This is a genomic window from Spirochaetota bacterium (genome assembly GCA_026414805.1).
GTDB lineage: Bacteria > Spirochaetota > UBA4802 > UBA4802 > UB4802 > UBA4802.
Window position 1 is genome coordinate 35,121 of the sequence record JAOAIH010000005.1, and the last position, 25,442, is coordinate 60,562.

22 protein-coding genes are annotated in these 25,442 nt (G+C 34.1%); 19 read left to right on the forward strand and 3 right to left on the reverse strand.

The features are described 5' to 3' along the window. Window positions 1-326: 326 nt before the first annotated feature. Genes N3F66_02080 through N3F66_02105 form a run of 6 tightly spaced genes read left to right on the forward strand, consistent with a single transcriptional unit; the run spans window position 327 to window position 5,759 of the window. Entirely contained in the window at window positions 327-2,135 is a 1,809-nt protein-coding gene (locus tag N3F66_02080; GenBank protein MCX8122937.1) for an NAD(P)H-dependent oxidoreductase subunit E, read from the forward strand. A 1-nt stretch (window position 2,136) separates the two neighbouring features. Continuing rightward, window positions 2,137-2,832 (forward strand): 2Fe-2S iron-sulfur cluster-binding protein, encoded by a 696-nt coding sequence (locus N3F66_02085; GenBank protein MCX8122938.1) that lies wholly within the window; start codon window positions 2,137-2,139, stop codon window positions 2,830-2,832. 30 nt (window positions 2,833-2,862) lie between these two features. Continuing rightward, window positions 2,863-3,402: an NADP oxidoreductase gene (locus N3F66_02090; GenBank protein MCX8122939.1), complete on the forward strand. Its 540-nt coding sequence runs from the start codon at window positions 2,863-2,865 to the stop codon at window positions 3,400-3,402. Between the two features lie 25 nt (window positions 3,403-3,427). Then, window positions 3,428-4,879 carry a Ni/Fe hydrogenase subunit alpha gene (locus tag N3F66_02095; GenBank protein MCX8122940.1) on the forward strand — a complete coding sequence of 484 codons (1,452 nt, stop codon included), beginning with the start codon at window positions 3,428-3,430 and terminating at the stop codon, window positions 4,877-4,879. Next, window positions 4,879-5,361, forward strand: a complete 483-nt coding sequence (locus tag N3F66_02100) for a hydrogenase maturation protease (GenBank protein MCX8122941.1) — start codon at window positions 4,879-4,881, stop codon at window positions 5,359-5,361. The genes N3F66_02095 and N3F66_02100 overlap by 1 nt, the downstream gene beginning before the upstream one ends. A 23-nt stretch (window positions 5,362-5,384) precedes the next feature. Continuing rightward, window positions 5,385-5,759: a response regulator gene (locus N3F66_02105; GenBank protein MCX8122942.1), complete on the forward strand. Its 375-nt coding sequence runs from the start codon at window positions 5,385-5,387 to the stop codon at window positions 5,757-5,759. An 89-nt stretch (window positions 5,760-5,848) separates the two neighbouring features. On the opposite strand, the gene N3F66_02110 is transcribed toward N3F66_02105, so the two are convergent. Beyond that, window positions 5,849-7,033 carry a phosphoglycerate kinase gene (locus tag N3F66_02110; GenBank protein ID MCX8122943.1) on the reverse strand — a complete coding sequence of 395 codons (1,185 nt, stop codon included), beginning with the start codon at window positions 7,031-7,033 and terminating at the stop codon, window positions 5,849-5,851. Between the two features lie 98 nt (window positions 7,034-7,131). Beyond that, window positions 7,132-8,154: a twin-arginine translocase subunit TatC gene (gene tatC, locus N3F66_02115; GenBank protein ID MCX8122944.1), complete on the reverse strand. Its 1,023-nt coding sequence runs from the start codon at window positions 8,152-8,154 to the stop codon at window positions 7,132-7,134. Between the two features lie 266 nt (window positions 8,155-8,420). Here tatC and N3F66_02120 point away from each other — a divergent pair, with 266 nt between their 5' ends. Then, complete coding sequence (locus N3F66_02120; protein MCX8122945.1) at window positions 8,421-11,438, forward strand: PAS domain S-box protein; 3,018 nt, start codon at window positions 8,421-8,423, stop codon at window positions 11,436-11,438. Between the two features lie 166 nt (window positions 11,439-11,604). Further along, window positions 11,605-13,419, forward strand: a complete 1,815-nt coding sequence (locus N3F66_02125; protein MCX8122946.1) for a long-chain fatty acid--CoA ligase — start codon at window positions 11,605-11,607, stop codon at window positions 13,417-13,419. A 53-nt stretch (window positions 13,420-13,472) separates the two neighbouring features. Here the strand turns inward: N3F66_02125 and ahcY are convergent, their stop codons facing one another. Continuing rightward, the gene (gene ahcY, locus N3F66_02130; GenBank protein ID MCX8122947.1) at window positions 13,473-14,924 is read right to left on the reverse strand and encodes an adenosylhomocysteinase; all 1,452 of its coding nucleotides are present in this window, start codon (window positions 14,922-14,924) and stop codon (window positions 13,473-13,475) included. A gap of 109 nt (window positions 14,925-15,033) precedes the next feature. Between ahcY and N3F66_02135 the strand changes: the two genes are divergently transcribed. The 11 genes from N3F66_02135 (at window position 15,034) to N3F66_02185 (ending at window position 25,422) form a co-directional block, all read left to right on the forward strand. After that, the gene (locus tag N3F66_02135) at window positions 15,034-15,564 is read left to right on the forward strand and encodes a C40 family peptidase (GenBank protein ID MCX8122948.1); all 531 of its coding nucleotides are present in this window, start codon (window positions 15,034-15,036) and stop codon (window positions 15,562-15,564) included. Window positions 15,565-15,653: 89 nt separating this feature from the next. After that, window positions 15,654-16,136: a pantetheine-phosphate adenylyltransferase gene (gene coaD / locus N3F66_02140; protein MCX8122949.1), complete on the forward strand. Its 483-nt coding sequence runs from the start codon at window positions 15,654-15,656 to the stop codon at window positions 16,134-16,136. A gap of 63 nt (window positions 16,137-16,199) precedes the next feature. Next, a complete protein-coding gene (rny, locus tag N3F66_02145; protein MCX8122950.1) occupies window positions 16,200-17,735 on the forward strand; it encodes a ribonuclease Y in 1,536 nt (511 codons plus the stop codon). A 60-nt stretch (window positions 17,736-17,795) separates the two neighbouring features. Beyond that, complete coding sequence (locus tag N3F66_02150; protein MCX8122951.1) at window positions 17,796-18,599, forward strand: TIGR00282 family metallophosphoesterase; 804 nt, start codon at window positions 17,796-17,798, stop codon at window positions 18,597-18,599. An 86-nt stretch (window positions 18,600-18,685) separates the two neighbouring features. Next, the gene (gene dxs, locus N3F66_02155; GenBank protein ID MCX8122952.1) at window positions 18,686-20,608 is read left to right on the forward strand and encodes a 1-deoxy-D-xylulose-5-phosphate synthase; all 1,923 of its coding nucleotides are present in this window, start codon (window positions 18,686-18,688) and stop codon (window positions 20,606-20,608) included. Continuing rightward, window positions 20,568-21,377 carry a TlyA family RNA methyltransferase gene (locus N3F66_02160; protein MCX8122953.1) on the forward strand — a complete coding sequence of 270 codons (810 nt, stop codon included), beginning with the start codon at window positions 20,568-20,570 and terminating at the stop codon, window positions 21,375-21,377. The genes dxs and N3F66_02160 overlap by 41 nt, the downstream gene beginning before the upstream one ends. A gap of 95 nt (window positions 21,378-21,472) precedes the next feature. After that, window positions 21,473-21,829, forward strand: a complete 357-nt coding sequence (locus N3F66_02165) for a T9SS type A sorting domain-containing protein (protein ID MCX8122954.1) — start codon at window positions 21,473-21,475, stop codon at window positions 21,827-21,829. Continuing rightward, entirely contained in the window at window positions 21,829-22,854 is a 1,026-nt protein-coding gene (locus N3F66_02170; GenBank protein ID MCX8122955.1) for a hypothetical protein, read from the forward strand. The genes N3F66_02165 and N3F66_02170 overlap by 1 nt, the downstream gene beginning before the upstream one ends. Then, window positions 22,851-23,675, forward strand: a complete 825-nt coding sequence (gene folP / locus N3F66_02175; protein MCX8122956.1) for a dihydropteroate synthase — start codon at window positions 22,851-22,853, stop codon at window positions 23,673-23,675. Before N3F66_02170 ends, folP begins: the two co-directional genes overlap by 4 nt. Then, window positions 23,672-24,478: a diadenylate cyclase CdaA gene (cdaA, locus tag N3F66_02180; protein MCX8122957.1), complete on the forward strand. Its 807-nt coding sequence runs from the start codon at window positions 23,672-23,674 to the stop codon at window positions 24,476-24,478. Before folP ends, cdaA begins: the two co-directional genes overlap by 4 nt. Continuing rightward, on the forward strand, window positions 24,475-25,422 hold the full coding sequence (locus N3F66_02185; protein MCX8122958.1) for a CdaR family protein: 948 nt from the start codon (window positions 24,475-24,477) through the stop codon (window positions 25,420-25,422). Before cdaA ends, N3F66_02185 begins: the two co-directional genes overlap by 4 nt. Window positions 25,423-25,442 lie beyond the last annotated feature (20 nt).

Below are 25,442 nucleotides of genomic sequence, written 5' to 3' on the forward strand. Positions count from 1 at the left end.
GATATTGGTATGATTATCATTGATAATAAAAAAATAGAAATAGTAAAGCCATCAGATATAATAAAATTGAATATTCAAATTAAAATTTTTTGTTTATTAATCGTAGCAAAATAAGAATAATTTTTATAATATAATAATATTATGAGAATAACATTAATATAATAGTAGCATGTATTGGGAAAAATGTTTTTATTTAAAATTTTTTTATTGAAAATAAAATTCTTTATCAAAGGATTGTACTGATTACAGTGCACCATTGTTTTTTACGTAACTATTATTAAATTTTTAATAATCAAAATTATTATTAAATATTAAAAAGAGGTACTATGGCAAGCTTAGATGCGGTTGTTAAACAGGTTGTTTCAAAGTACAACAACGACAAGACCCGTTTAATGGACATCGTTACTGATGTACAATTAGAATTAGGGTGTGTGTCGGATGAGGCTGTTGTTCAGATTGCCAATCAACTTAACGTTTCCAAAGTGGATGTTGAAGGAGTGGTAACTTTCTATCACTTCTTCACTAAAGTCCCACGAGGGAAATATACGGTATATCTGAACAACAGTGCGGTTGCTAATATGAAAGGTCGTGCTGCAGTTGCAAAAGCTTTTGAAGAAGCTGCAGGTTGCAGCTTTGGAAGGACAACTTCCGATGGCCTTATTGGTTTGTACGATACTTCTTGTATCGGCATGAATGATCAGGAACCTGCTGCTATCATAAATGGTGTTGTTTTTACCAGTCTTACACCAGATACGGTTAAAGAGATAGTAGCCGGGATGAAAGCAGGAAAGGATGTGAAGGACCTGGTGAAAGAATATGGTGATGGGGCTAATCAGTCTGATTTAATTCGTGCAATGGTGAAAAATAATATTATGCGTAAAGGTCCTGTGCTTTTTGCACCATACGAACAGGGTTCCGCAATTAAAGCTGCACTTTCCCGAAAGCCGGAAGATGTAATTGAAGAAGTTAAAATTGCAAATCTTAGAGGTAGAGGTGGTGCAGGTTTCCCTACAGGTATGAAATGGGAATTTTGCAGAAAAGCAGAAGGTGCGAAACATTATGTAATCTGCAATGCTGATGAAGGCGAACCAGGAACATTTAAAGATCGTGTTATTTTAACCGAGTTGCCTCATATGTTGTTTGAAGGTATGGCAATAGCTGGATATGCTGTTGGTGCTAATGAGGGTATATTATATCTAAGAGCTGAGTACTTGTATTTGAAAAAGTATCTTGAAAAAATTTTGGATGATTTACGCTCAAAAAACCTTCTAGGTAAAAACATTGCAGGTAAAGGATTTGATTTTGATATCCGTATTCAGATGGGTGCAGGTGCCTATATATGTGGTGAGGAGTCAGCGCTCATTGAATCAGCTGAAGGCAAGCGTGGTGAACCTCGTAACCGTCCTCCATTCCCGGTACAGAAAGGATATCTTGGCTATCCTACTACAGTCAACAATGTTGAAACGTTATGCTGTGCAGTTCGCATTATGTTAGAAGGTGGCGAATGGTTTGCCAAGATGGGGACAGCTCAGTCAAAAGGAACAAAACTATTAAGCGTTTCAGGTGATTGCCAAAATCCAGGTATTTATGAAGTAGAATTTGGGATTACTATCTCAACATTGCTAGAAATGGTTGGTGGAAGAACCGCAAAAGCTGTTCAGGTGGGCGGTCCTTCAGGTACCTGCATAGGTAAAAAAGACTTTGGGCGAAGAATTTGTTTTGATGACCTTGCAACTGGTGGTTCAATAATTATTATTGGGCCTAATCGTGATTTGTTTGATATAGTCCATAACTTTATGGATTTCTTTGTAGAAGAGTCTTGTGGATGGTGTGTACCCTGCCGAGCTGGTAATGTGATATTGAAGCAAAAACTTGAAAAAATAATGTCAGGGAAAGCATCAATCAAGGACATTGATGAACTTGAAAGCTGGTGTAAGATAGTTAAAGCTACCAGCCGTTGCGGATTAGGGCAGACATCACCAAATCCTATATATACAACAATTCAAAATTTCAGGGAAATTTATGAAGCAAAGGTAAAGAAGGATACAGATTATGTATCCACATTTGATCTTTTAGCTGCTGTTGAAGAATCATGCAAAGCAGCAGGAAGAATCCCAAGGGTAGAGGAACACTAATATGAGTACGATAAATTTTACTATAGATGGAAAACCATGTAAAGCAAAACCAGGCCAAACTATTGTTGAAGCTGCCAAGGATAATGGCATTTATATTCCTACCTTATGCCATTTTGAAGGCTTGAAGCCTGCGGGAACATGTCGCATTTGTACGGTAAAAGTAGCGGGTAGAAATATGGCTGCCTGTACCACACCTGTAACCGAAGGTATGGTGGTGGAAAATAAAACTGCAGAACTTGAAGATTACCGCAAAGCTATCATAGAGATGCTTTTTGTTGAAGGCAACCATATGTGCCCAACCTGTGAGAAGAGTGGAAATTGTGAATTACAGGCATTAGGGTACAGGTATATGATGATGGTACCACGTTTCCCATTCCTGTTCCCCAAACGTACTCTTGATGCCTCACTTCCAAAGATTGTGATTGAACGTAACCGATGTGTTCAGTGCTTGCGATGTGTACGCGGCATCACAACATCTGATGGCAAACGTATCTTTGGTATTGTGAACAGAGGTGGGCATGTAGAAATCACTGTTGATAAGGATCTTGCAGCAAGCATGACCGATGAAATGGCTCAGAAAGCAATGGATTTATGCCCGGTAGGTGCTATCTTGAAGAAAGAAGTTGGTTTTGCCATTCCTATTGGCAAACGTAAATTTGATACTAGACCTATTGGCAGCGAAATTGAAAAAGCGTGATATCTTAACGAAGATCTATGGAGGAACACAATGAGTAAACCAGTTGTCGCAACTGCTTCATTGGCAGGATGTTTTGGATGCCATATGTCCATTCTGGACATTGATGATAGAATTTTAAAGCTGATTGAATTGGTAGAATTTAATAAGTCACCAATTGATGATATTAAAACATTCACCAAACAGTGTGATATTGGGCTGATTGAAGGTGGATGCTGTAACAGTGAAAATGTAGAAAACTTAAAGTTATTCCGAAAAAATTGTAAAATTCTTATATCAGTTGGCGAATGTGCAATAATGGGTGGATTACCAGCAATGCGCAATGGTATTCCTGTAAAAGAATGTCTGGAAGAAGCTTATTTAAAGTGCCCAACAGTAGATGATAATATCATTCCCAATGATGATGAATTGCCAATGATTCTGGATAGAGTATACCCATGCCATGAAATAGTCAAAATTGATTATTTCCTTCCCGGCTGCCCACCACGTGCAGATTTAATCTGGGAAGCGCTGGTAGCACTTCTGACTGGCAAAGAATTAGATTTGCCATATGAAGTTGTTAAGTTTGACTAATTTTGTTTTTAGGAGATGAAAGCTTATGGCTAGAAAAATAACGATAGAACCTGTAACAAGGGTTGAAGGTCATGGTAAAGTGACCATTCAGCTTGATCCTCAAAACAATGTTCTTGAATCGCGATTCCATGTAGTAGAATTTAGAGGATTTGAACGTTTTGTTCAGGGCAGACCATATTGGGAAGCACCTGTTTTGGTGCAGCGTCTTTGTGGTATATGCCCTGTAAGCCATCATTTAGCAGCAGCTAAAGCGATGGATGTAATCGTTGGTGTTGGCCCAGATGGATTAACACCTACTGCAGAAAAAATGCGACGACTTATGCATTATGGGCAGATGTTCCAATCCCATGCATTACATTTCTTCCATTTGGTATCTCCAGATTTACTCTTTGGGGTTGATGCAGATCCAACAATACGCAATGTTATTGGTGTAGCATTGAAATTCCCTGATCTGGCAGTACAGGGTGTAATGATGAGAAAGTTTGGTCAGGAGATAATCAGGGCAACTGCTGGTAAAAAGATTCATGGTACTGGAGCAATTCCAGGTGGTATAAACAAAAACCTGAGTATTCAGGAACGAGATGAGTTTCTTAAAGGCGCTGACCCAATGAACATCAAAAAGATGATTGAATGGTCAGTGGCAGCAGTAAATCTCTTTAAAGATTATCATAAGAAGAATAAAGATTTCATTGATAACTTTGCAGCATTTCCGTCCAATCATTTGAGTTTAGTACGAAAAGACGGAGCGCTTGATCTTTATCATGGTGTATTACGTGCAGTTGATGCTGATGGTAAGAAAATATTAAATGATGTAGACTATCAGGACTATTTACAATACATAGGCGAGGAAGTACGTTCCTGGAGTTACATGAAGTTCCCATACCTTAAATCATTAGGCAAAAAAGATGGATGGTACAGGGTAGGGCCACTTGCTCGACTGAATACTGCTGAATTTATACCTACACCACTTGCTCAAAAAGAATTTGAAGAATTTAAAGCTTATACAAAAGGCAAGCCAAATAATATGTCAATGCACATGCATTGGGCACGGCTCATTGAGTTGTTGCATTCAGCAGAGGTAATTGAACAGCTCCTTAATGATCCTGACCTTCAGGGTGATAAACTAGTAACCAAAGGTAAGAAGGTTAAAGAAGGTGTTGGACTGATTGAAGCTCCACGAGGTACCTTATTCCATCACTATCGCATCAATGATAATGACCAGATTGAGATGGCAAACCTCATTGTCTCAACCACAAATAACAATGAGCCAATGAACAGGGCAGTAAACTGGGTAGCGGTGAATCAAATTAGCGGCAAGAAAGAGATTACCGAAGGCATGCTCAATGCTGTTGAAGTAGCCATACGAGCGTATGACCCATGCTTAAGCTGTGCAACGCATGCATTGGGCAAAATGCCTTTAGAAGTAACATTGGTTGATTCAGAGGGTAATGTCATAGATCAAAAAAGGAAGCAATAATGTTGAAAAATGTTAAGTGCTTGTTATATGGTTATGGCAATCCCGGCAGGCAGGATGATGGGCTGGGCATTGAGCTTGCAATGCTTGTTGAAAATGATCATTTGTTACATCAGTATGTAGATGTAGATTATAACTATCAGCTCAATATTGAAGATGCCTTAACCATTTCAGAATATGATATGGTAATATTTGCTGATGCAGCACTTAACATTGATAAACCATTTGAATTAAATAGGATTCAGCCGGCACATACAATTACATTTACTACTCATGAGCTGTCGGCTGAATCTATACTTGCGCTTTGCCATGATTTGTATGATAAAAAGCCTGAGAGCTATATGCTGGCTATTAGGGGCTATGAGTGGGAAATGGGATTACCAATGACAGATATGGCAAAACGTAATTTAAATGATGCATACAAATTTGTATCAGAATTTATTGTAAACCACTTTGCTCGTTACCAAGTGGGCAAGGGGATTTAATTTTACTAACCAGGAGTGATAGTATGGCAAACAAGAAAGTTATTTTAGTAATTGACGATGATCCGGATATTTTAGATTCTATTAAAGCTATTCTCTCTGCAAATGGGTTTGACGTTGTGACCGCAATGAGCGGAAAAGAAGGTATTGATGCGGTTACAGCAAGTAAACCAGACCTCATTTTGTGTGACATGATGATGGAAAGAATAGATGCTGGGACTAAGGTTGCACAGGAAATTAAGAAAAGCAATCCAGCTATACCAATTTATCTTTTAAGCAGTATTGGCACTGCAACGGCAACCAATGTTGAAATTGATAAATTAGGGTTTAATGGGGTTTTCCAGAAACCGGTTAACCCTGATAACCTTGTATCAACAATAAAGAAGGCGCTTAATATTTAAGTTTTATGTAAATTAAATATCTGCAAATATGTAGAAAAAAAAGCGGGTTTTTTAACCCGCTTTTATTATGTATATGCGATAGTAACTGCTTATTTATCCAATGCTTTAACTGCTGGTAAAGTTTTACCTTCCATAAGCTCCAGGAAAGCACCACCTGCTGTAGATATATAAGACATTTTATTAGCATATCCAGAAGCATTAATGGCAGCACCTGTGTCACCACCACCAATAACGCTGGTACATCCAGATTCACCAACAACCTTGGCGATTTCATTTGTGCCATCAGCAAACTCTTTGGTTTCAAATGCACCTAATGGGCCATTCCATATAACAGTTTTAGACTGTTTTATTATATCTGAAAATTTTTTGCGTGTAGCTGGGCCAATATCAACGCCTTCTTTATTATCAGGAATATTTGTGATTGGAACAACTTCTTTGCCTTCTGGACTATCAAATGAATTGGCAACTACTATATCCTCAGGCAGCACCAAGTTTACATTGTGCTTTTTGGCCATTTCAATAATTTCTTTTGCAGTATTGAGCTGGTCATCTTCAACAACTGATTTGCCAATTTTATAACCAAGTGCTTTTAAAAATGTGTATGACATGCCGCCGCCTATAAGAAGGTTATCAACTTTTGGAATAATATTTTTAAGTACATCTATTTTTGTAGAAATTTTAACACCACCTATGATTGCAGTAACAGGTTTTTCTGGTTGCACCAATGCCTTTTTAAAATATTCAAGCTCATCCTTCATCAAAAATCCTGCCACACATTCTTTTACATAACGTGTTATAGCTTCATTTGACGCATGGCCCCGATGTGCTGTAGCAAATGCATCATTTACATATACATCAGCAAGTGAGCCAAGTAGTTTACCAAAATTTTCATCATTTTTTTCTTCTTCTGGATAAAACCGTATATTTTCAAGAAGTGCAACATCACCCGGCTTTAATTTGTTTATATCATCCTGAATGCCCTGAGTTATAGGTTTATCAATAAAGATTACGTCTTTTTTCAGTAATTCTGAAAGCCGTTTTGCAACTGGTTTTAACGACATCTCAGGAACGGGTTTCCCTTTTGGCCTACCCAAATGCGATACTAAAATCACAGTTGCATTTTGTTTTAAGCAATATTCAATAGTTGGCAGGGTTGAAGTGATTCTGGTATCGTCAGTAATATTCATGTTTTTATCATACGGAACATTAAAATCAGCCCGTATTAATACTTTTTTATTGCTGACATTAATTTGATCAAGATATTTTATAGCCATATTCCACCTCTAACGTAAATTTAAAAATATTATAATAGTAGAATAATATTTTTACCAATGACTACATATCGCTATACATTGAATAAATTGTCAAATAGTTATTGAGATAGTTCCTTACGCTTTTTGCGTATAACTATAAATTTAGAAATTACTATCGATAGCTCATATAAGAGCATTAATGGGATAGCAACAAGAGTTAGAGTCAGAGGATCAGTTGTTGGAGTTATCACTGCTGCAAATATCCAAATCAGAACTATCGCATATTTCCTTTTGCTTATTAAAAATGCTGGAGATACAATGCCAATACGTGTCAATATCATGATAATAATTGGCATTTCAAAAGTTATTCCGATAGCTACGGCAAATAAAATTGCAAAGTTAAAATATTTTGAAGCATTTATCATATTCTCCATATCAGGAGGAGTAAAACTAAGTAATACTTTTATTGAAAGAGGAAGCAGGTAAAAATATGTTGCTCCAAGACCTATGTAAAACAGTATAATGGCAGCAACAATTGAATTTACAGCAAATTTTCTGTTATCGATATCAATTGCAGGTTTAATATATTGCCACAGGTGATACACAAGTAGTGGAAGGCCAATGAGAAGTCCCGTTACAAATGAAGCTTTAATCCTCAGTACAAAACCTTCTACAAGATTAAATATATTGAGTTTGTACCCTGATTCCAAAAAAGGCTTATTGATTGCGTTAAGTAAAATATCAGAAAAATAGAATCCCAATACAGTAAGAGCTATTACAGTAACAAGTACTATTAAGAGCCTTGATCGGAATTCATCTAAATGTTCAACTATATTCATAGGTTTATCACCACGGCGAAGTGCTTCAGGATCTATTTCAACTTCTTCGGCAGAATTATTGTTCACATTTACGTCTGCTTCTTTTATTAATGCTTCTAAAAGATTTTTTTCTTGTTTTCCTTGGTTTTTGCTACTTTCAGTTTTTTTTAAATGTATATCCTCAGCAGGTAATTGTTCCTTTTTAATTCTGCTTTGAGAACTGCCACTTTCAGGTTTAATTTTTGAACTATGTTTAATGTTATCTTTTTCCCTTTTTGTACTTTTTTTCTTCTTGTTGTTATCTACCTTTTGTTTTTTAGCCAATGTAATACCTCAAATTAAAAAGTATCGTACCTACATGTCGCAATACTTATTAACATGTTGAAGTGTAATTTTGTAAATTATTACTGAAAATATATAAGAATTTTGTCAAGAGATAATCATAATAAATTTTATCAAGGTGATATGTCTTGACAATGAATCACAAATATACTATCATATGAGTTAGAGCATCATAGTCAAACGGTGCAATAACCTTATTGTACTATGTGCATTTATGTTATTATTTAATACAAACTATAACAGAAATGATGAATAATTATAGATATCTTGATGCGATTAAAATTCCAATTATCATTTGTAACAATGATGGAGCAATCAAATATATCAATCAATCATGTTTAATAGATGAGATAATACCTGATTATATATTAGCGGATTACAAAAAATATACCATATACGATATTTTTTTGTTAAATAAAGAACAAAGGGGAGAAATAGAAAAGGTTTTTCATCACGTTATCCATGAAAACAAAGTTATTTTAGATTTATATGAATTAATTATTACTAAAATAAAAAAAAATCATATAATAGTACAGATATTTCAAAACAAAAGCGCTGTTTTACAGAATGGTGTTAAAACAGAACATATAGAGCAAAAAGCCGATCATGAAATTAGCCCATTTTTTTCAGCGTATGATCTACTTGATGATTTGATACACATTACAGACAAAAATGGCAAGATTATATATGCAAATACGGCAATAAAGAAATTATATGGAGATATAAAAGGACAATATTGTTATCAAGTTTTTGGTTTTTGTGAAGATTATTGTCCTGATTGTAAATTATCCTTAGTATTAGATGGCAATACCATACGATATGAAGTAAAGTTGAAAAAAAATAATCAATATTATGATGTAATCAATTCCCCATTCGTGGATTTTGATGGCAATATATATAAAATATCTATCATGAGGAATCTTGAAGAAATTGTTGAGAAACAAAATACACTGGTGTTATTTCAAAATGCTATTAACAGATCACGCAATTTAGTATGTTTTACCAGTCAGGACGGACAAATATTATATGCCAATGATACATTTATTAAATATTTTGGTGAGACATATAAAAAAGAAAATAATATTTTAAAATTATTGAATTATTCAAAAGATGATTTGTTTATGACAGAGGATCATAAAGAAATAAAAATCAAAATTATCAATGATGAACTATATTTCAAAGTATTCGTTTATCCTATTCAATCCTTAAATAATGAAACTGTATTTGTTTTTATAGCTAGTGATATTACAGATCTTAAAAATTTAGAAAAGAAAATTGATATAGAAAAAAACTATTTTAAAAGCATCATTGATAATACAATTGATGGATTTTTTGTCATTGATAAAGATCAAAATATTATAGATTGCAACCCTTCATTTTATAAGATGTTTAATATATCTACTGATAGCTTGGGTACATTAAAGCTTTCCGATCTCTTTGACCCTTTTTATAAAAGAGAATTTGATAAAAAAATTAATTATCTTAAAAAATCACGAGTTTCACAAATCACTGAAGTAAGCCGATCAAATAAAGAATTCCATAATTATATAATAAGCCTTAACTATTTATCAATATCAGGTAATGATAACGAACACTATTATGGTTTTGTTAAAGACATAACGGACATAACACGTTTGCATAAGATTATTGAAAATGAAAGAAACTATAACAGAAGAATAATTGAAACCGTTAAATTGGGTTTTGTAGTTATAAATGAATATGGTGCAATCATTGATTATAATAATGCTTTTTTGCAATTAATTGGTCGTTTGGGCAAGAATGTCAAAGGTGAGATGTTCAGCTTGTATATTACGCCACTAGATAAAGAAATTTTTGATGATGCAACGATTTCTTCCCAAGAGATGCTTCTTGATTTTGAAGCTATAGTTCATTCAGCAGACAATGAGGATAAAAATGTAATTGTATCCATGTCAAAGTTATATGACATTTTGGGTAATTACTTAGGACATTTTGCTTTCATACGCGATATTACACATCAAAAAAAAATTGAAAATGAAATTATACAACAATCCAAGCAGGTTATTGAATTGATTAATTCATTAACGCAATTTACAATAAATATTGTACGTATTGATGATGTTGAAAATCTTATATCACAAATATATTTATTTATTAATACAATACTGAGTCCTGATTATATTGAAATTCTAGTGAATACCAATAATATATATTACAGCCATATATATAAAAATAATGAGTATATGGTTAAAAATACTGAAATAAGTTATAAAACTTCTTTTGTTATACAAAAGTTATCAAAGAATAAATCAATCCTTACAATAACTAATCCAGATGTTGAACTCAACGATGAGGATCAATTATTGTTCAACAATATACTAGGATTCCAAAATATTATTTTCATACCTATCTTTGTTGTAAAAGATCTTAAAATAGTAATAATAGTCGCTTTCAATAAAAAAATTGAGGCAATAAATAACGTTGTTGTTACAGTATTAACTGGAGTTGCTAATTTAATTGCTATTGCATATGAAAAAATTACTTCACTCTCAGAGCAAGTAAAAATGAAGGAAGCACTTGATAGATATGAAAAGTTAGTTGCAATTGGAAGAATAATAGCAGGAGTTGCCCATGAAATCAATAATCCTTTATCAATTATGCAATTGGATATAGCTGAGTTAGATCAAAAGCTTGGGGAAGGAGATTACGATCAGGAAATAAAAGATATCATCAAATCACTTTTGGAGGAAATTCAGCGTATTAGTAATATTGTTAAGCAACTTAAAGATTATGCTAAACCTGCAGCATTGAATGATGATATTATACATCTCAATGAAATTTTCAGAATGTATCCATTAAAAATATTATCTAAAAATATTCAAAAGAAGGGTATACCAATAAATATAAACATTCCTAAACAAAAAATATTTGTTAAGATGCCACTTACAAGATTAATTCAGGTTGTTATGAATATTTTAACTAATGCTGAAGATGCTGTAGTTGAAAAAGGTGAGGGAAGCATAACTATTGATATATCAACTGAACTTAGAGACAGTAAACAATTTGCACGGTTAACCATCAAAGATACTGGAATAGGTATTCATGATGAAAATAAACATTTATTATTTGAACCATTTTTTACTACCAAATCAAAGGAAGGTACAGGTTTGGGTTTGTCAATATCCTATTCAATAGTAAAAAGCTATAATGGTGAGATAGAGATAAATAGTAAAAGAGGATTAGGTACTGAAGTTATAATATTATTGCCAATGTATCAAAAAAGTTAATATAAATTCATTACTTTAACAATATATACAATCTTTACTAAAATCAATATAAACATAAATATAATTAAAAATAAATGTTGACATAAAACATATTATATTGACTTATAATAAATATATTAAAAATAAATAAGATTGTATATAAAATATTATCTATTCGGAGGATCTTATGATTCAATATACAGAATCGTCGATGCCCGCAATATTTCAAAGACAGGTTAAACAATTAGGTGATAAAGGGTGTGTAGCATACAAGAAAGATGGAGTATACGTTGATGTATCCTGGAATGAAATGGACCAACTTATACGTAATTTTGCCTATTACCTTTTATCCCTGGGCATAAAGAAAGGTGCTAAGATAGCCCTTTTTTCGCCCAATCGATATGAGTGGTTTGTAGCAGATATGGCAATATTATCAATTGGTGCAGTAAATGTACCAATATATGCAACCAACTCATCTGAAGAAGCATATTATATTATTGATAATTCAGATAGCGTTTGTTGTATTGTTGGCACTGAAGACCATTTAAATAGAGTTTTAAAAGTAAAAAAAAGATTACCCAAGCTAAAACAGATTATTATATTTGACGAATTAAAAAAAATAAAACCGGGTGTTATTACCCTTTCTCAGGCAATTGAAAAAGGGAAAACCTATAAAAACAAAAAAGAATTTGATAACAGAATTAAATCTATTAAAAAAACTGACTTGGCTACTATTATTTATACTTCAGGCACTACAGGAAATCCCAAAGGTGTTATGCTTACTCATGGCAATTTTGTAGCTAATGTAAATCAGATTTTATATGATTTCAGTGATTATGTAACATATAATGATGTATGCCTTTCATTTTTACCATTATCACATTCATTAGAAAGAACTGCGGGCTATTATCTTGCTATTGCTGGAGGTGCTAAAATTGCCTATGCTGAAGATTTTTCTACTGTACCACAAAATTTAGCAGAAGTACGGCCTAATTTCATAGTGAGTGTACCTCGGTTATATGAAAAAATTCATGCTGGGATTCTTGCTAGAGCCGCTGACGTTAAAGGAATAAAGAAAGCTTTGTTCAACTGGTCATTATATGTTGCAAAGCGAAATACTCCGTATGTTTGTCAGGATAAAAAGCCAAAAGGGCTTCTTGGCTTACAGGTTCGTTTAGCGGATAAACTCATTTGGTCCAAATTAAAAGCAGCTTTGGGTTTTGATAGAATACGAATTGCTGTATCAGGCGGAGGACCACTAGCGGTATCGGATGCTGAATTTTTCCTTGGTATGGGTATTGTAATACTTGAAGGTTTTGGTCTTACCGAAACAACTCCAGTGACCAATGTAAATAGGCCAGGTATGATACAACCCGGTTCAGTAGGCCCAGCATTAAAAGATACTATTATTAAAATTGCAGATGATGGTGAAATTTTAATAAAAGGGCCACAGGTGATGAAAGGGTATTATAAAAACCCCAAAGCAACAAAGGAAGTATTTACTAAAGATGGCTTTTTCAAAACAGGTGATATAGGAGTAATTGATGAAAAAGGCAGATTATATATTACTGGCAGAATAAAGGATATCATCGTTACAGCAGGTGGTAAAAACATCTCACCTCAAAATATTGAAAACAGTCTGAAAGAATCAAAATATATAGAGCAGGTGGCAGTTATCGGCGATAGAAGAAAATATCTATCAGCTCTTGTTATCCCAGCCTTTGAGGAACTTGGTAAATGGGCTAAGAAGCAAGGGATACAGTTTTCAAATAACAAGGAATTGATCGAAAATGAAAAGGTTATTGAGTTAATCTCCAATGAGATTCAGCGGTATACAAAACAATTTTCACGTGTTGAACAAATTAGGAAGTTTAAACTATTAGATGCTGAATGGAGTCAAGCAAGTGGTGAGCTTACTCCAACATTAAAAGTAAAACGGCGTGTTATTGAAGAAAAATATGCAAAAGAGATAGAATCAATGTATCCCAAGGATGCGGAATAAACATTAGCATTACAGTGCAGGGTCAAGTTAAATCCTGCCCCTGCACTTTATATTTAATACCTGTAATGATCTGGTTTGTATGGTCCATCAACATCTACGCCTAGATAGGCAGCTTGTTTTTCTGTTAATCGAGTTAATTTCACGCCCAATCTGCCAAGGTGTAATCGTGCAACTTCCTCATCTAATTTCTTTGGTAATGTATAAACTTTCTTTTCCAATTTCTTTGTTGCAAGTTCAATTTGTGCTAAGGTTTGATTAGTAAAACTGGTACTCATCACAAAACTTGGATGACCATTTGCATTCCCAAGGTTAACCAGTCGACCTTCTGAAAGAACAATTATTGATCTGCCTGATTCTAGAATCCATTTGTCAACCTGAGGTTTAATATTAATTCGTTTGCACTTTTTATTATTTTCAAGATAGCTCATTTCAATTTCGCTGTCAAAATGGCCAATGTTGCATACTATCGCTTCATCTTTCATGCGTTCCATATGTTCACCACGTATAACATCACAACAACCGGTTGCAGTTACAAAAATATCACCAATTTCAACAACGTCTTCAAGGGTTTTTACTTCATACCCCTCCATAACAGCCTGTAAAGCACAGATGGGATCAATTTCAGTAACTATCACCCGTGCTCCAAACCCACGCATAGATTGGGCACAACCTTTACCAACATCACCGTATCCACATACCACGACAACTTTACCAGCAACCATTATTCCTGTAGCTCGTTTGATCCCATCAGCTAAAGATTCACGGCATCCGTATAAATTATCAAATTTAGACTTGGTTACTGAATCATTGACATTTATGGCAGGGAATAATAGTTCCCCTGATTTTTCAAGCTGATACAAACGATGAACTCCCGTGGTAGTTTCTTCGGAGACGCCTCTGATTTTTGAGGCTATAGTAGTCCATCGTTTTGGGTTCGTAGCGTAGGATAACCGTAATCTGTCTATAAGGCACTGCATATCCTTACTATCATACGTTTGTTCAAGTATTGAAGGGTCTTTTTCGGCTTTTACTCCTAAATGTACAAATAATGTTGCATCGCCACCATCATCAACAATCAGATCAGGACCTGAACCATCAGGCCATATTAATGCCTGCTCGGTACACCACCAGTATTCTTCAAGTGTTTCGCCTTTCCATGCAAAGACTGCAGCTGTACCTGCTTTTGCTATAGCAGCAGCAGCATGGTCCTGAGTGGAAAATATATTGCAGGATGCCCAGCGAATATCAGCACCTAAATGGTGAAGGGTTTCAATCAACATTGCTGTCTGAATAGTCATGTGAAGACTTCCGCTTATGCGTAAACCTTTTAAAGGTTTCTGGCTGCCGTATTTCTGGCGCAATGCCATAAGTCCTGGCATTTCGTTTTCGGCTAATTCCAATTCTTTCCTGCCTAATTCTGCCAAAGAAATATCTTTAACCTTATAAGGAAGTTTTGCATCATATTCTAAAATAGTAGTAGTATCTTTTCGTAAAGGCTGAATCATAGTACACCTCATTTTTATGGTTTTTGGGTTTATTTATAACACTATTCATGGAAAGAATATCGATATTGTCAATATAAATATTTTGTAGGGCATTGACGATGGTAATAATATGAATAGCAAAGGTTATGTAGTTATTTTATTATTATGGGTATTTTTACTAATTTCATGTATGTCTTCTCAATGGCAGTATAGAAACATACCATTGAAACGAAAACAAATAATTAATACAGCAACACAGTATATTGGGACTCCTTACAGACATGGTGGCACCACGCCAACTGGCTTTGATTGTTCTGGGTACGTATATTTTGTATATAAAAAAAATGGCATACTAATACCACGCAGTACCCAACAGCAATATTTAAAAGGTCATAAAATTCCGTATAAAATGGTGCAACCGGGTGATTTGCTCTTTTTCAAGATTAACATGGATGATATTAGCCATGTAGGTATTTATATTGGGAATGATACCTTTGTTCATGCTCCTAGCAGTGGCAAACATATTCGGTACGATTCTATCAACAATCCATATTGGAAAAAACGGTTTTATAGAGCTGTCTCATATTTAAAAGCTGTACCGGTACACCAATCACTTATCAAGCAAAGCGATAGTTACCATGAGGAGCGCTTTGTATGGTAATGAAAAAAATATTGAAATATGAATAAATGTTGACAAAATGTAATTATAAGGTTAGTTTTGTTGAACCGATCAGGATAGGTTAGCATTGTATGCAAATTGGAATTTATCCGGGATCTTTTGATCCTTTAACGTGTGGACACCTGGATATAATTAAAAGAGCAACACAGTTATTTGATAAGCTTATAGTTGCCGTTGCTCGCAATAGTGAAAAGTCTCCTCTTTTTTCAGTTGAAGAACGTCTTGCAATGCTTGCAGAGTGTTGTAAAGATATATCTAAAGTTGAAATAACAAGCTTTGATGGCCTTCTTGCTGAGTATTGCAGGAAGAACAATATTAATTTTATTGTTAGAGGATTGCGGGCGATAGTTGATTTTGAATATGAGTATGCCATAGCATTAATGAATAAGGAATTAGCACCTTCTGTAGAGACTATCTTCTTAATGTCAAAAAGTGAATTCTCCTTTGTTTCATCCAAGATGGTCAAAGAAGTTGCAAGCTATGGTGGTGATATATCCAGACTTGTCCCACATTTTGTCAATTCAAGACTTAAGGAAAAATTCCAATCCGCATAACCTGTCCTGAGGCTACATCCGTAGCATAAAATTGCAGTTAAACTTCAGGTAAGGAGGATTACTATGAATATATTCACTATCCTCCTGATTGTTGCTCTGCCGGTAGCAGCATTGTCAGGCTATTTGATCAGAGCATACATAGGGAAGATTAAGCTTAGTACAGCCGAAGCCCAATCCCGAAAAATCATTCAGGATGCTATCAGGGAGGCAGAAGCAAAACGTAAAGAGCTTCTGTTAGAAGCTAAGGATCAACTTTTAAAAGAAAGAAACCAATTTGAAAAAGAAATGCGTGAAAGGAGGATTGAGTTACAAAATATTGAACGAAAAATTCTTCAAAAAGAAGAAATGATTGAAAACAAAATTCAGCAGTTAGAAAAGCAAGAAAAGTTATTGCAAATCAAGGAAAAAGAAAATTTAGAAAAAGAACAAGAATTGAATAAACTACAAGAAAAGCACAAACAGGAGCTTGAAAGGATTTCAGGATTAACACGTGACGAAGCCAAACAACTTCTGCTAAAAAATCTTGAAAATGAAGTTCGATTTGAGGCAATAAAGTTAATAAATAAAGTGGAAGAAGAAGCACGTAGAACTGCAGATAAAAAAGCAAAAGAGATAGTGCTTGCTGCATTACAGCGAAGTGCATCTGATTACACACAGGAAAGTACCATTACTACAGTGTCACTCCCTTCAGATGACATGAAAGGGAGAATAATAGGGCGTGAAGGCAGGAACATCCGAACGCTGGAGAATCTCACAGGTGTTGATATGATTATTGATGACACACCTGAAGTAGTGGTAATTTCAGGCTTTGACCCCATACGAAGAGAGATTGCACGGTTATCATTGGAACGCCTTATTGAAAATGGTCGAATTCACCCTGCACGGATTGAGGAAGTTGTGGAAAAAGTCAAAAATGAATTAGAAGAGAACATGCTGGAAGAAGGTGAACGAGCAGCATTTGAACTGGGAATTCCTGGATTATCAAAAGATGCCTTATACCATATTGGAAAGTTGAAATACAGATCAAGTTATGGGCAAAATGTTCTTTCGCACAGTAAAGAAGTTGCTAATCTGGCAGCAATAATGGCAGGGGAATTAAAGCTTGATGTTGCAACAGCAAAAAGAGCAGGGTTGTTGCATGATATTGGTAAAGGCAGTATTGTTGAAGGTGAAGGTGCTCATGCTATTGTTGGAGCAGAACTGGCTAAAAAATTTGGTGAAAATGATATGGTTGTCAATATCATTGCTTCACATCACAATGATAAGGAGCCTGAATCATTTGAAGCCATTCTAGTTCAGGTTGCAGATGCTATTTCAGCTTCTCGTCCGGGTGCACGTCGTGAATCACTTGATACCTATCTTAAGAGGCTTGAAAACCTTGAGAATATTGCCTATGGGTTCAAAGGTGTTGAAAAATGTTATGCAATACAGGCTGGCAGGGAAATCAGGGTCATGGTATCTAATGAACAAGTAAGTGATGAAGAAGCTACAATTCTGGCACGGGATATTGCTTCAAAGATTGAGTCTGAGTTAAAATATCCTGGCATTGTACGGGTAACGGTTATAAGGGAAACAAGAATAGTAGATTATGCCCGATAATAAAATTACACTCAGCAATTAGCGATTCAAGCTTATTGCTGAGTGTGTCAATAATAAATTATGAATACAGTAAATATACTTTTTATAGGCGATATTGTTGGAAAACCTGGAAGAGCGATAATTAAAGATCATCTTAATGAGATAGTAAGGCAGTTTTCAGTAGATTGTGTTATAGCAAATTGTGAAAATGCTGCTGGTGGAATGTCAATAACACCTGAAATTGCACAGGAATTATTTTCATATGGGATTCATATCCTTACAACCGGTAATCATATCTTTAACAACAGGACCATAATCAAGCTTCTGGAAACAAATCACGCAATATTGCGTCCTGCAAATTTTCCTCATGGTGTTCCTGGCTGCGGTTATACTATTCTGAATGTTAATACTATTAATATTGCTGTTGTAAATTTGATTGGCAGAATAAATATGGAGCCAGTGAATTGTCCATTCATTACTTATGATATGTTACATGAAGAAATAAAACAAAAGTCTAGTATAATAATTATAGATTTTCATGCCGAAGCAACTTCTGAAAAAAAGGCTTTTGGATGGTTTGTAGATGGGCGAGCTACAGCGGTATGCGGTACCCATACCCATGTGCAAACTGCTGATGAAACAATACTCCCAAATGGCACTGCATATATTACCGATGTTGGTATGACTGGTCCATTTGATTCTGTCATTGGGATGGATAAAGAGTCATCAATTCATAATTTTATATATCACACCAGGATAAAATTTAAAGTGGCACAAAATGATCCTACATTAAATGCTGTGCTTATTACTTGCAACATTGATGGAAAAGCAAAATCAATTACACGGATTATTAAATCCTATGAGCTATCGCCAAGTAATACTTGACAATAGTGCAATATAAAATTTTACTATTATTAGTAGTAAAGGCGTGATATACTTAAAAATAATTATTCTTTTTAACAATAATTTATATGCTAAGCAATATATACGGACCAAAGGATATAAAGAAATTATCAGTCAAACAACTTCCGGCTCTTGCCGATGAAGTGAGATCACGTATTCTTGAAGTTGTTTCAAAAAATGGTGGACATCTGGCCTCATCGTTGGGTGTTGTTGAGCTGACAATAGCATTACACTATGTTTTTAATTCGCCACATGATAGAATTATATGGGATGTGGGCCATCAGTGTTATGCCCATAAGATTCTAACTGGCCGAAATCAGCAATTTGACACATTGCGTACATTCAAAGGTATAAGTGGTTTTCCAAAGGTTTCGGAATCCATCCATGATCATTACAATACAGGCCACAGCAGTACAAGCCTTTCATTGGCATTGGGTGAGGCAATTGCCCGTGATATAAGTAATGCAAAATATAATATTGTTGCCGTCATTGGTGATGGTTCAATGACGGGAGGAATGGCATTTGAGGCATTGAATCACATTGGCCATTTGAAAAAAGATATTATTATAATTTTAAATGACAATGAGCATTCAATATCAAAAAACGTTGGTGCCCTTTCAGAATATTTAATACGACTCATTACTGGCGGAACGTATAATAAGTTACGAAGAAAATCGTATGAATTTATAAGCAAGATACCAAAAATTGGTCCTAAACTTTTTACCTTATTCGATCGCATTGAAGCTCGTATTAAAGGTATATTTATCCCAAGCAGCTTTTTTGAAGATTTAGGAATTCGATATTTTGGCCCCATTGACGGCCACAATATACCAATGATGATAGAAATGTTTAACAGAATTTCTAAACTCAATAAAGGTCCTAAGATAATTCATGTATATACAAAAAAAGGAAAAGGATATATACACGCTGAAAATGACCCTGCTAAATTTCATGGAATTGGCCCTTTTGATATAAAAACTGGAAAACCAATTAAGAAATCCTCAATAAGTTATTCACAGATAGCTGGCAAAACTCTGGTTGACATAGCCAAACATGATAAAAAAGTCTTTGCAATTACCGCTGCAATGAAATTAGGAACAGGGTTGTCAGAGTTTGAGGAAAAGTTCCCTAATAGATTTATCGATGTTGGAATATGCGAGCAACATGCAGTAACTTTAGCATCTGCACTGGCCAAAAATGGATTAAAGCCATTTGTGTCAATATATTCTACTTTCATGCAAAGAGCAGTTGACCAAATCATACATGATGTTGCATTGATGAATTTGCCTGTGAAACTGTTGGTTGATAGAGCAGGGATAGTAGGAGATGATGGTGAAACGCATCATGGATTGTTTGATGTGGGAATAATCCGTTCAATTCCAAATTTTGTTCTTTTATCACCAACTAATGGAAATGAGCTTAAAGACATGATATACTATGCTGCTAGTTATGACAATGGTCCAATTGCTATACGATACCCAAGAGGTGATGACGATAAATATGAACATACAGCGCATAAGTCAAACATAAAGCTTCCACTATTGAAAGCATATTATAAAAGTCAACGACCTGTCATAGCATTATTTGCTGTTGGCGATATGTTACCAATGGCAATAGAAGTGCATAAAAAATTACAATCGCATAATATTAAATCCTCAGTTTATGGTATACTGTCAATTAAACCTATGCCTATTAAACAAATAGAATTTATAATGGATTCTATACCATATTATATTGTTATGGAAAACAGCTATGCAAATGGTGGTATAGCCGAATTTATAAATTCGCACATTGAAAGGTCATTGCGGCATAAAAATCTTTTTAATGTTGCTTTTCCAGATAGCTTTATACCGCATGGAAAAGTTTCAGAGTTATTGCAATATTTTCAGCTGGATTCGGATTCCATTACTCATAAAATAGTAAGCATGATTAATGCAGAGAAAAATACTCATGCCAAAAAACCGGTTAGATCAGTATCTGCTTCAAAATAATTTATGTTCTTCACGTGAAAAAGCCAAAAATTTAATTATAGCTGGTTGTGTCAGAGTCAATAATCAGATAATTTGTAAACCTTCATTTCTTGTTAAAGAAAATGATACAGTAACTATTCATCAATCTTTACAACAATATGTCAGCAGAGGCGGTGAAAAGCTGAAAAAAGCAATTGATTTTTTTGCTATTGATGTTAAGGGGAAAGTTGTATTGGATTTGGGTTCATCCACAGGTGGGTTTGTTGATTGTCTGTTGCAGCATGGAGCACATAAGGTATATGCGGTGGATGTGGGTTATGGCCAACTTGATTATACATTACGAATTAATCCAAAAGTTGTGGTCATGGAGCGCAAAAATGCGCGGCACTTAACAAAGCAAGATTTTGTTGATCATATAGATTTGATTACAGCAGATCTTTCATTTATTTCAATTATCAAAGTTATGCAGACAATAGCATCAATATTTGATTATAAGATTGATGCAGTACTTTTAATAAAACCTCAATTTGAAGCCCAGAGTTACCAACATAAAAAAGGGGTGGTTAAAGTCCCTCAACATCATAAAGATATTCTATTAAAAGTGATACAAAATCTTCAAATACTTAATATAACGATAAGGGGATTAACTTATTCGCCTATCAAAGGTCCAAAGGGAAATATTGAGTTTTTGCTTTTTTGTAACATAAATTCTCCCAATAATAATTCTATTGAAAATTACAAAACTCTTATTGATTCATGTGTTAATGAAGCTCATCAGTTGCTGGAATAAATTAAAAATTGTACGTTATCTAAATATATTAATTGACGAATACTAACCCATACTACATTATAAAATTAATAAATTTATTATATATGGATTGAATCATGAATATGTTTAAATATATTATTAGTTTAATATTATTCTTTCTATATTTTTGTTCGATAGCTCATACAAGTTATGCTATTGACCTGAATCAGGTATATGCATATCCTGTGCCCTTTATCCCTGATAAACATGGCATATTAACTATCAAAATATCTGATGCACAATCTATGAAATGTACAATATATGATATAAATGGAGACATTGTAAAAGTATTATTCGGTACTACCGATCTAAAATGGAATGGAAGAAATGACGTGGGTAAAGTTGTTGCTCCGGGTTTATATATTATAAAAATAGAGTTGGAAAAAACAGATGGCGAATATAGGAAAAAAATTATAAGGATATTGGTCCAATAATGATTGCAAGAGTATTTTTGCTTAAGTTTTTAGCTATTATCTTACTGCTATTCCCTGTATATGTTTATGCAGTCAATGATGCTGGCTCTCGTGCAAGTTTCACACGTACTGGTTGGGTTGGGAGCCGTTATATTGCCATGGGCAAAGCCGCAGAAGTGGTTGTAAATGATGTTTTTGCTATATACTGGAATCCTGCAGGGTTATTAGATCTACAGGGAAAACCACCTTTGACGCCTGAAGAAATTAAACAAAAGGCAAAACAGGGTAAAATAGACAGCATATCCGAAGAAGATCTATTAACATTCTCACAGGATGAATCAAGCTTTAACATATTACAAATTGGTGCATCAGGAGGAATGGTGGATGCATCCCGGTATGCAGGTTATGGTGGCATTGCATATAAATTCAATGGGAATGCCCTAGGTATAGGCTTATATTCTATACGTTCACCAGATATTGATACTTATGACATGAGCGGGAATAAAACTGGGACAACATCGTATTCTACCAATGTAGGGATGTTTTCATACGCTACCTATTTTGGAGATGCAGCAGTGGGGTTTACTATCAAAGGATTATATGAAAGGATAGCTGATGTTTCTTATGCAGGTACAGGGCTTGATATTGGAGTAATAACTGAGGTTATCCCATTTTTAAAAGTTGGTTTTGTTATTCAAGATATTGGAACAGGTTTATATCCTACGGGAGAATATGAATACATTGAAAAAAAGTATGTTTTGGGTTCACCTTCCATTAAAATTAGCTCGGCCATCATAAGCAGAGCAAATAATTTTACAATTGCATTTTCAGGTATTAAAAAAATTGAACAAGATGATTATGAATACAATATAGGTTTTGAATTATTGGTATATAAAAACTTATCAGTTCAATTAGGTTTAAACAATAAGCTTTTTACTACCGGCTGCACAATAGTTATTGGTAATTGTAACATTGGGTATGCTTTTTCATATGATTCAGTTGATTTAGGCTATAATAATTTTTTATCGGTTATGCTGATATTATGAAAAAGAATATTGATCTAAAAAATGGACCGTTAGTTATGGGAATACTTAATATTACCCCCGATTCATTTTATGATGGAGGCAAATACAATTCTATTGATAAAGCATTAAATCATGTCAGAGAAATGATTAATTATGGTGTTGACATAATTGATGTAGGAGGTGAGTCAACCAGGCCTGGTGCAATTGAAGTTCCTTTACAGGAAGAAATTGATAGAGTGTGTCCTGTCATTGAACAAATTACACACGAATTTAATATTCCAGTTTCTATCGACACCCGTAAATCAAAAGTTGCCACTGAAGCATTGCGGCTTGGTGCTTGTATGGTAAATGATATATCTGGTTTGAGGGAAGATCCTGATATGGCAGCTGTTATTGCCAAATATAATGCTTATTGTGTTATTATGCATATAAGAGGTACACCGCAGACAATGCAATTAAATGTGGAATATACTGATTTGTTACAGGAAATTAGCAATTATTTACGCACATCAATCTTAATTGCAAAAAATGAAAATATTGCCGATGATAAAATTATAATAGATCCAGGAATAGGTTTTGGAAAATCCTTAGAACAAAATTATATTATCATTAACAATATCAATTTTTTTAAAAAATTAGGATATCCAGTATTAATTGGATTATCCCGTAAATCATTGATAGGTAAATTGTATGATACCGATGAAGATAGATTGCCTGCAACTATAGCATTAAATGCTATTGCTATATATAATGGAGCAGATATCATACGTGTACATGATGTTAAAGAGCATAAGTTAATTATTAAGCCTTTAAAAAAGCTAATTCAGGTTACTAATCAATGAATCCCTTTTTAACAACATTGTGGGGTTACATAAAAATAAGCTGGGATTATGCACGAATCATAATCGATATATTAATTGTAGCATATATATTTTACTGGATTTACACATTCTTATCCCGTTCCCGAGCTATTCAGATTTTAAAAGGCTTAATAATAATCTTTATTGCTGCTGTGCTGTCAAAAGTTTTACGTCTTGAGACTTTAAATTGGCTTATAACGAATTTGACTTCGTACATAGTCATTATGATTATTATACTTTTTCAACCAGAGTTACGCAGGATTATAACACAGTTTGGTCAAAGAAATTGGCTGCCAACTTCAATCAATATTGATGCCTTTCCTTTAGATGAATTGGTTAATGCAATCATTGCAATGTCAGAGGAGAAAGTTGGTTCGCTTATTGTTATTGAGCGTGGAACTGATCTTCGTGGGTATATTGAATCAGGAGTGGTTGTAAATGCTGGTATAACTGAGGAGTTAATACGCACAATCTTTTTTCCTAATACACCACTCCATGATGGTGCAATAATAATCAAAGAGGCAAAGATTGCTGCTGCTGCGTGTTATTTGCCATTAAGTGATTCACGCCAGTTAAAGAAGCAACATGGTGCAAGGCATAGGGCGGCTTTAGGAATGGCTGAGGAAACAGATGCACTTGTCATTGTTACTTCTGAAGAAACGGGCAATATTTCCATTATGGTCAACGGAAAAATGCATTCAAAGATAAAATTCAATGAATTAAAGAACATGATATTATTTTACATGAATCCCAAAAGTAAAGAGGAGATTTATAACATTAAATGATATCATTTCTTGAAAAATTGAAAATGTTAATTAAACAATATGATCTTTTACCTAAGTTGTTATCAATTCTTCTGGCTGTAATATTATGGGCAAACTTACAAAACAGCCAGATTGATGAAATTTCATATCACATTTATCCCGAAATTAGGAATTTACCACAAGATTATATAATATTGGAAGATATACAAAAATTGCGAATCACTTTAAGGGGTAAAAAAGAATACATTAAATCAGTTAATATAGCAAATATCAAATTATATATTGATTTATCTAACCCTGTTATAGGAAAAAGCCATGAATATACTGTGCGGCTACAACATAATGATACTTTGAGCAATATTGAATATCTTATAGAAAAAGATAAATTAAGCATAACAGTCTGCAAATTAAAAAATAAATCAGTGCCAGTAGAACCTGTAATAATAGGGGAGTTATTGCCACAATATAAAAAAGGACAAATAATTGTAGAACCGCCATTGGTCCAGGTATCGGGTCCAGATATTGTTGTTGATAGTGTTAAAAGTGTAAAGACATATTCAGTAAATATTGAAAAAGAAATCCAAACTATACATGTACCGGTGAATATAAATGTAAAAGAATTTTCAAAACTAAACATAGTCCCAAGTGTTGTCACGCTTACAATACCAATTATTAATGTATCTAATTTAGTTCACTTTGCAATACCCATTGAAATTAAAAATAAAAAGAATGGTTTGAATTATGATGTTAAAATAAAGAAAGTAAATATATATGTTAAAAAATATTCTCATAATATTGAAACAATCGAAAATTTATTTTCTGCATATATAAATGGAGATCTACAGACTAATGATGAAGGTGCTATCCATTTACCAGTAATTGTAGAAAAAAAATCAAAGATTCCTTTTGAAATATTTACATATGAACCATCCGAAGTAGAAGTATTTATAACTAATAAACAATAGTAATTAAGGAGGTCTTGTCT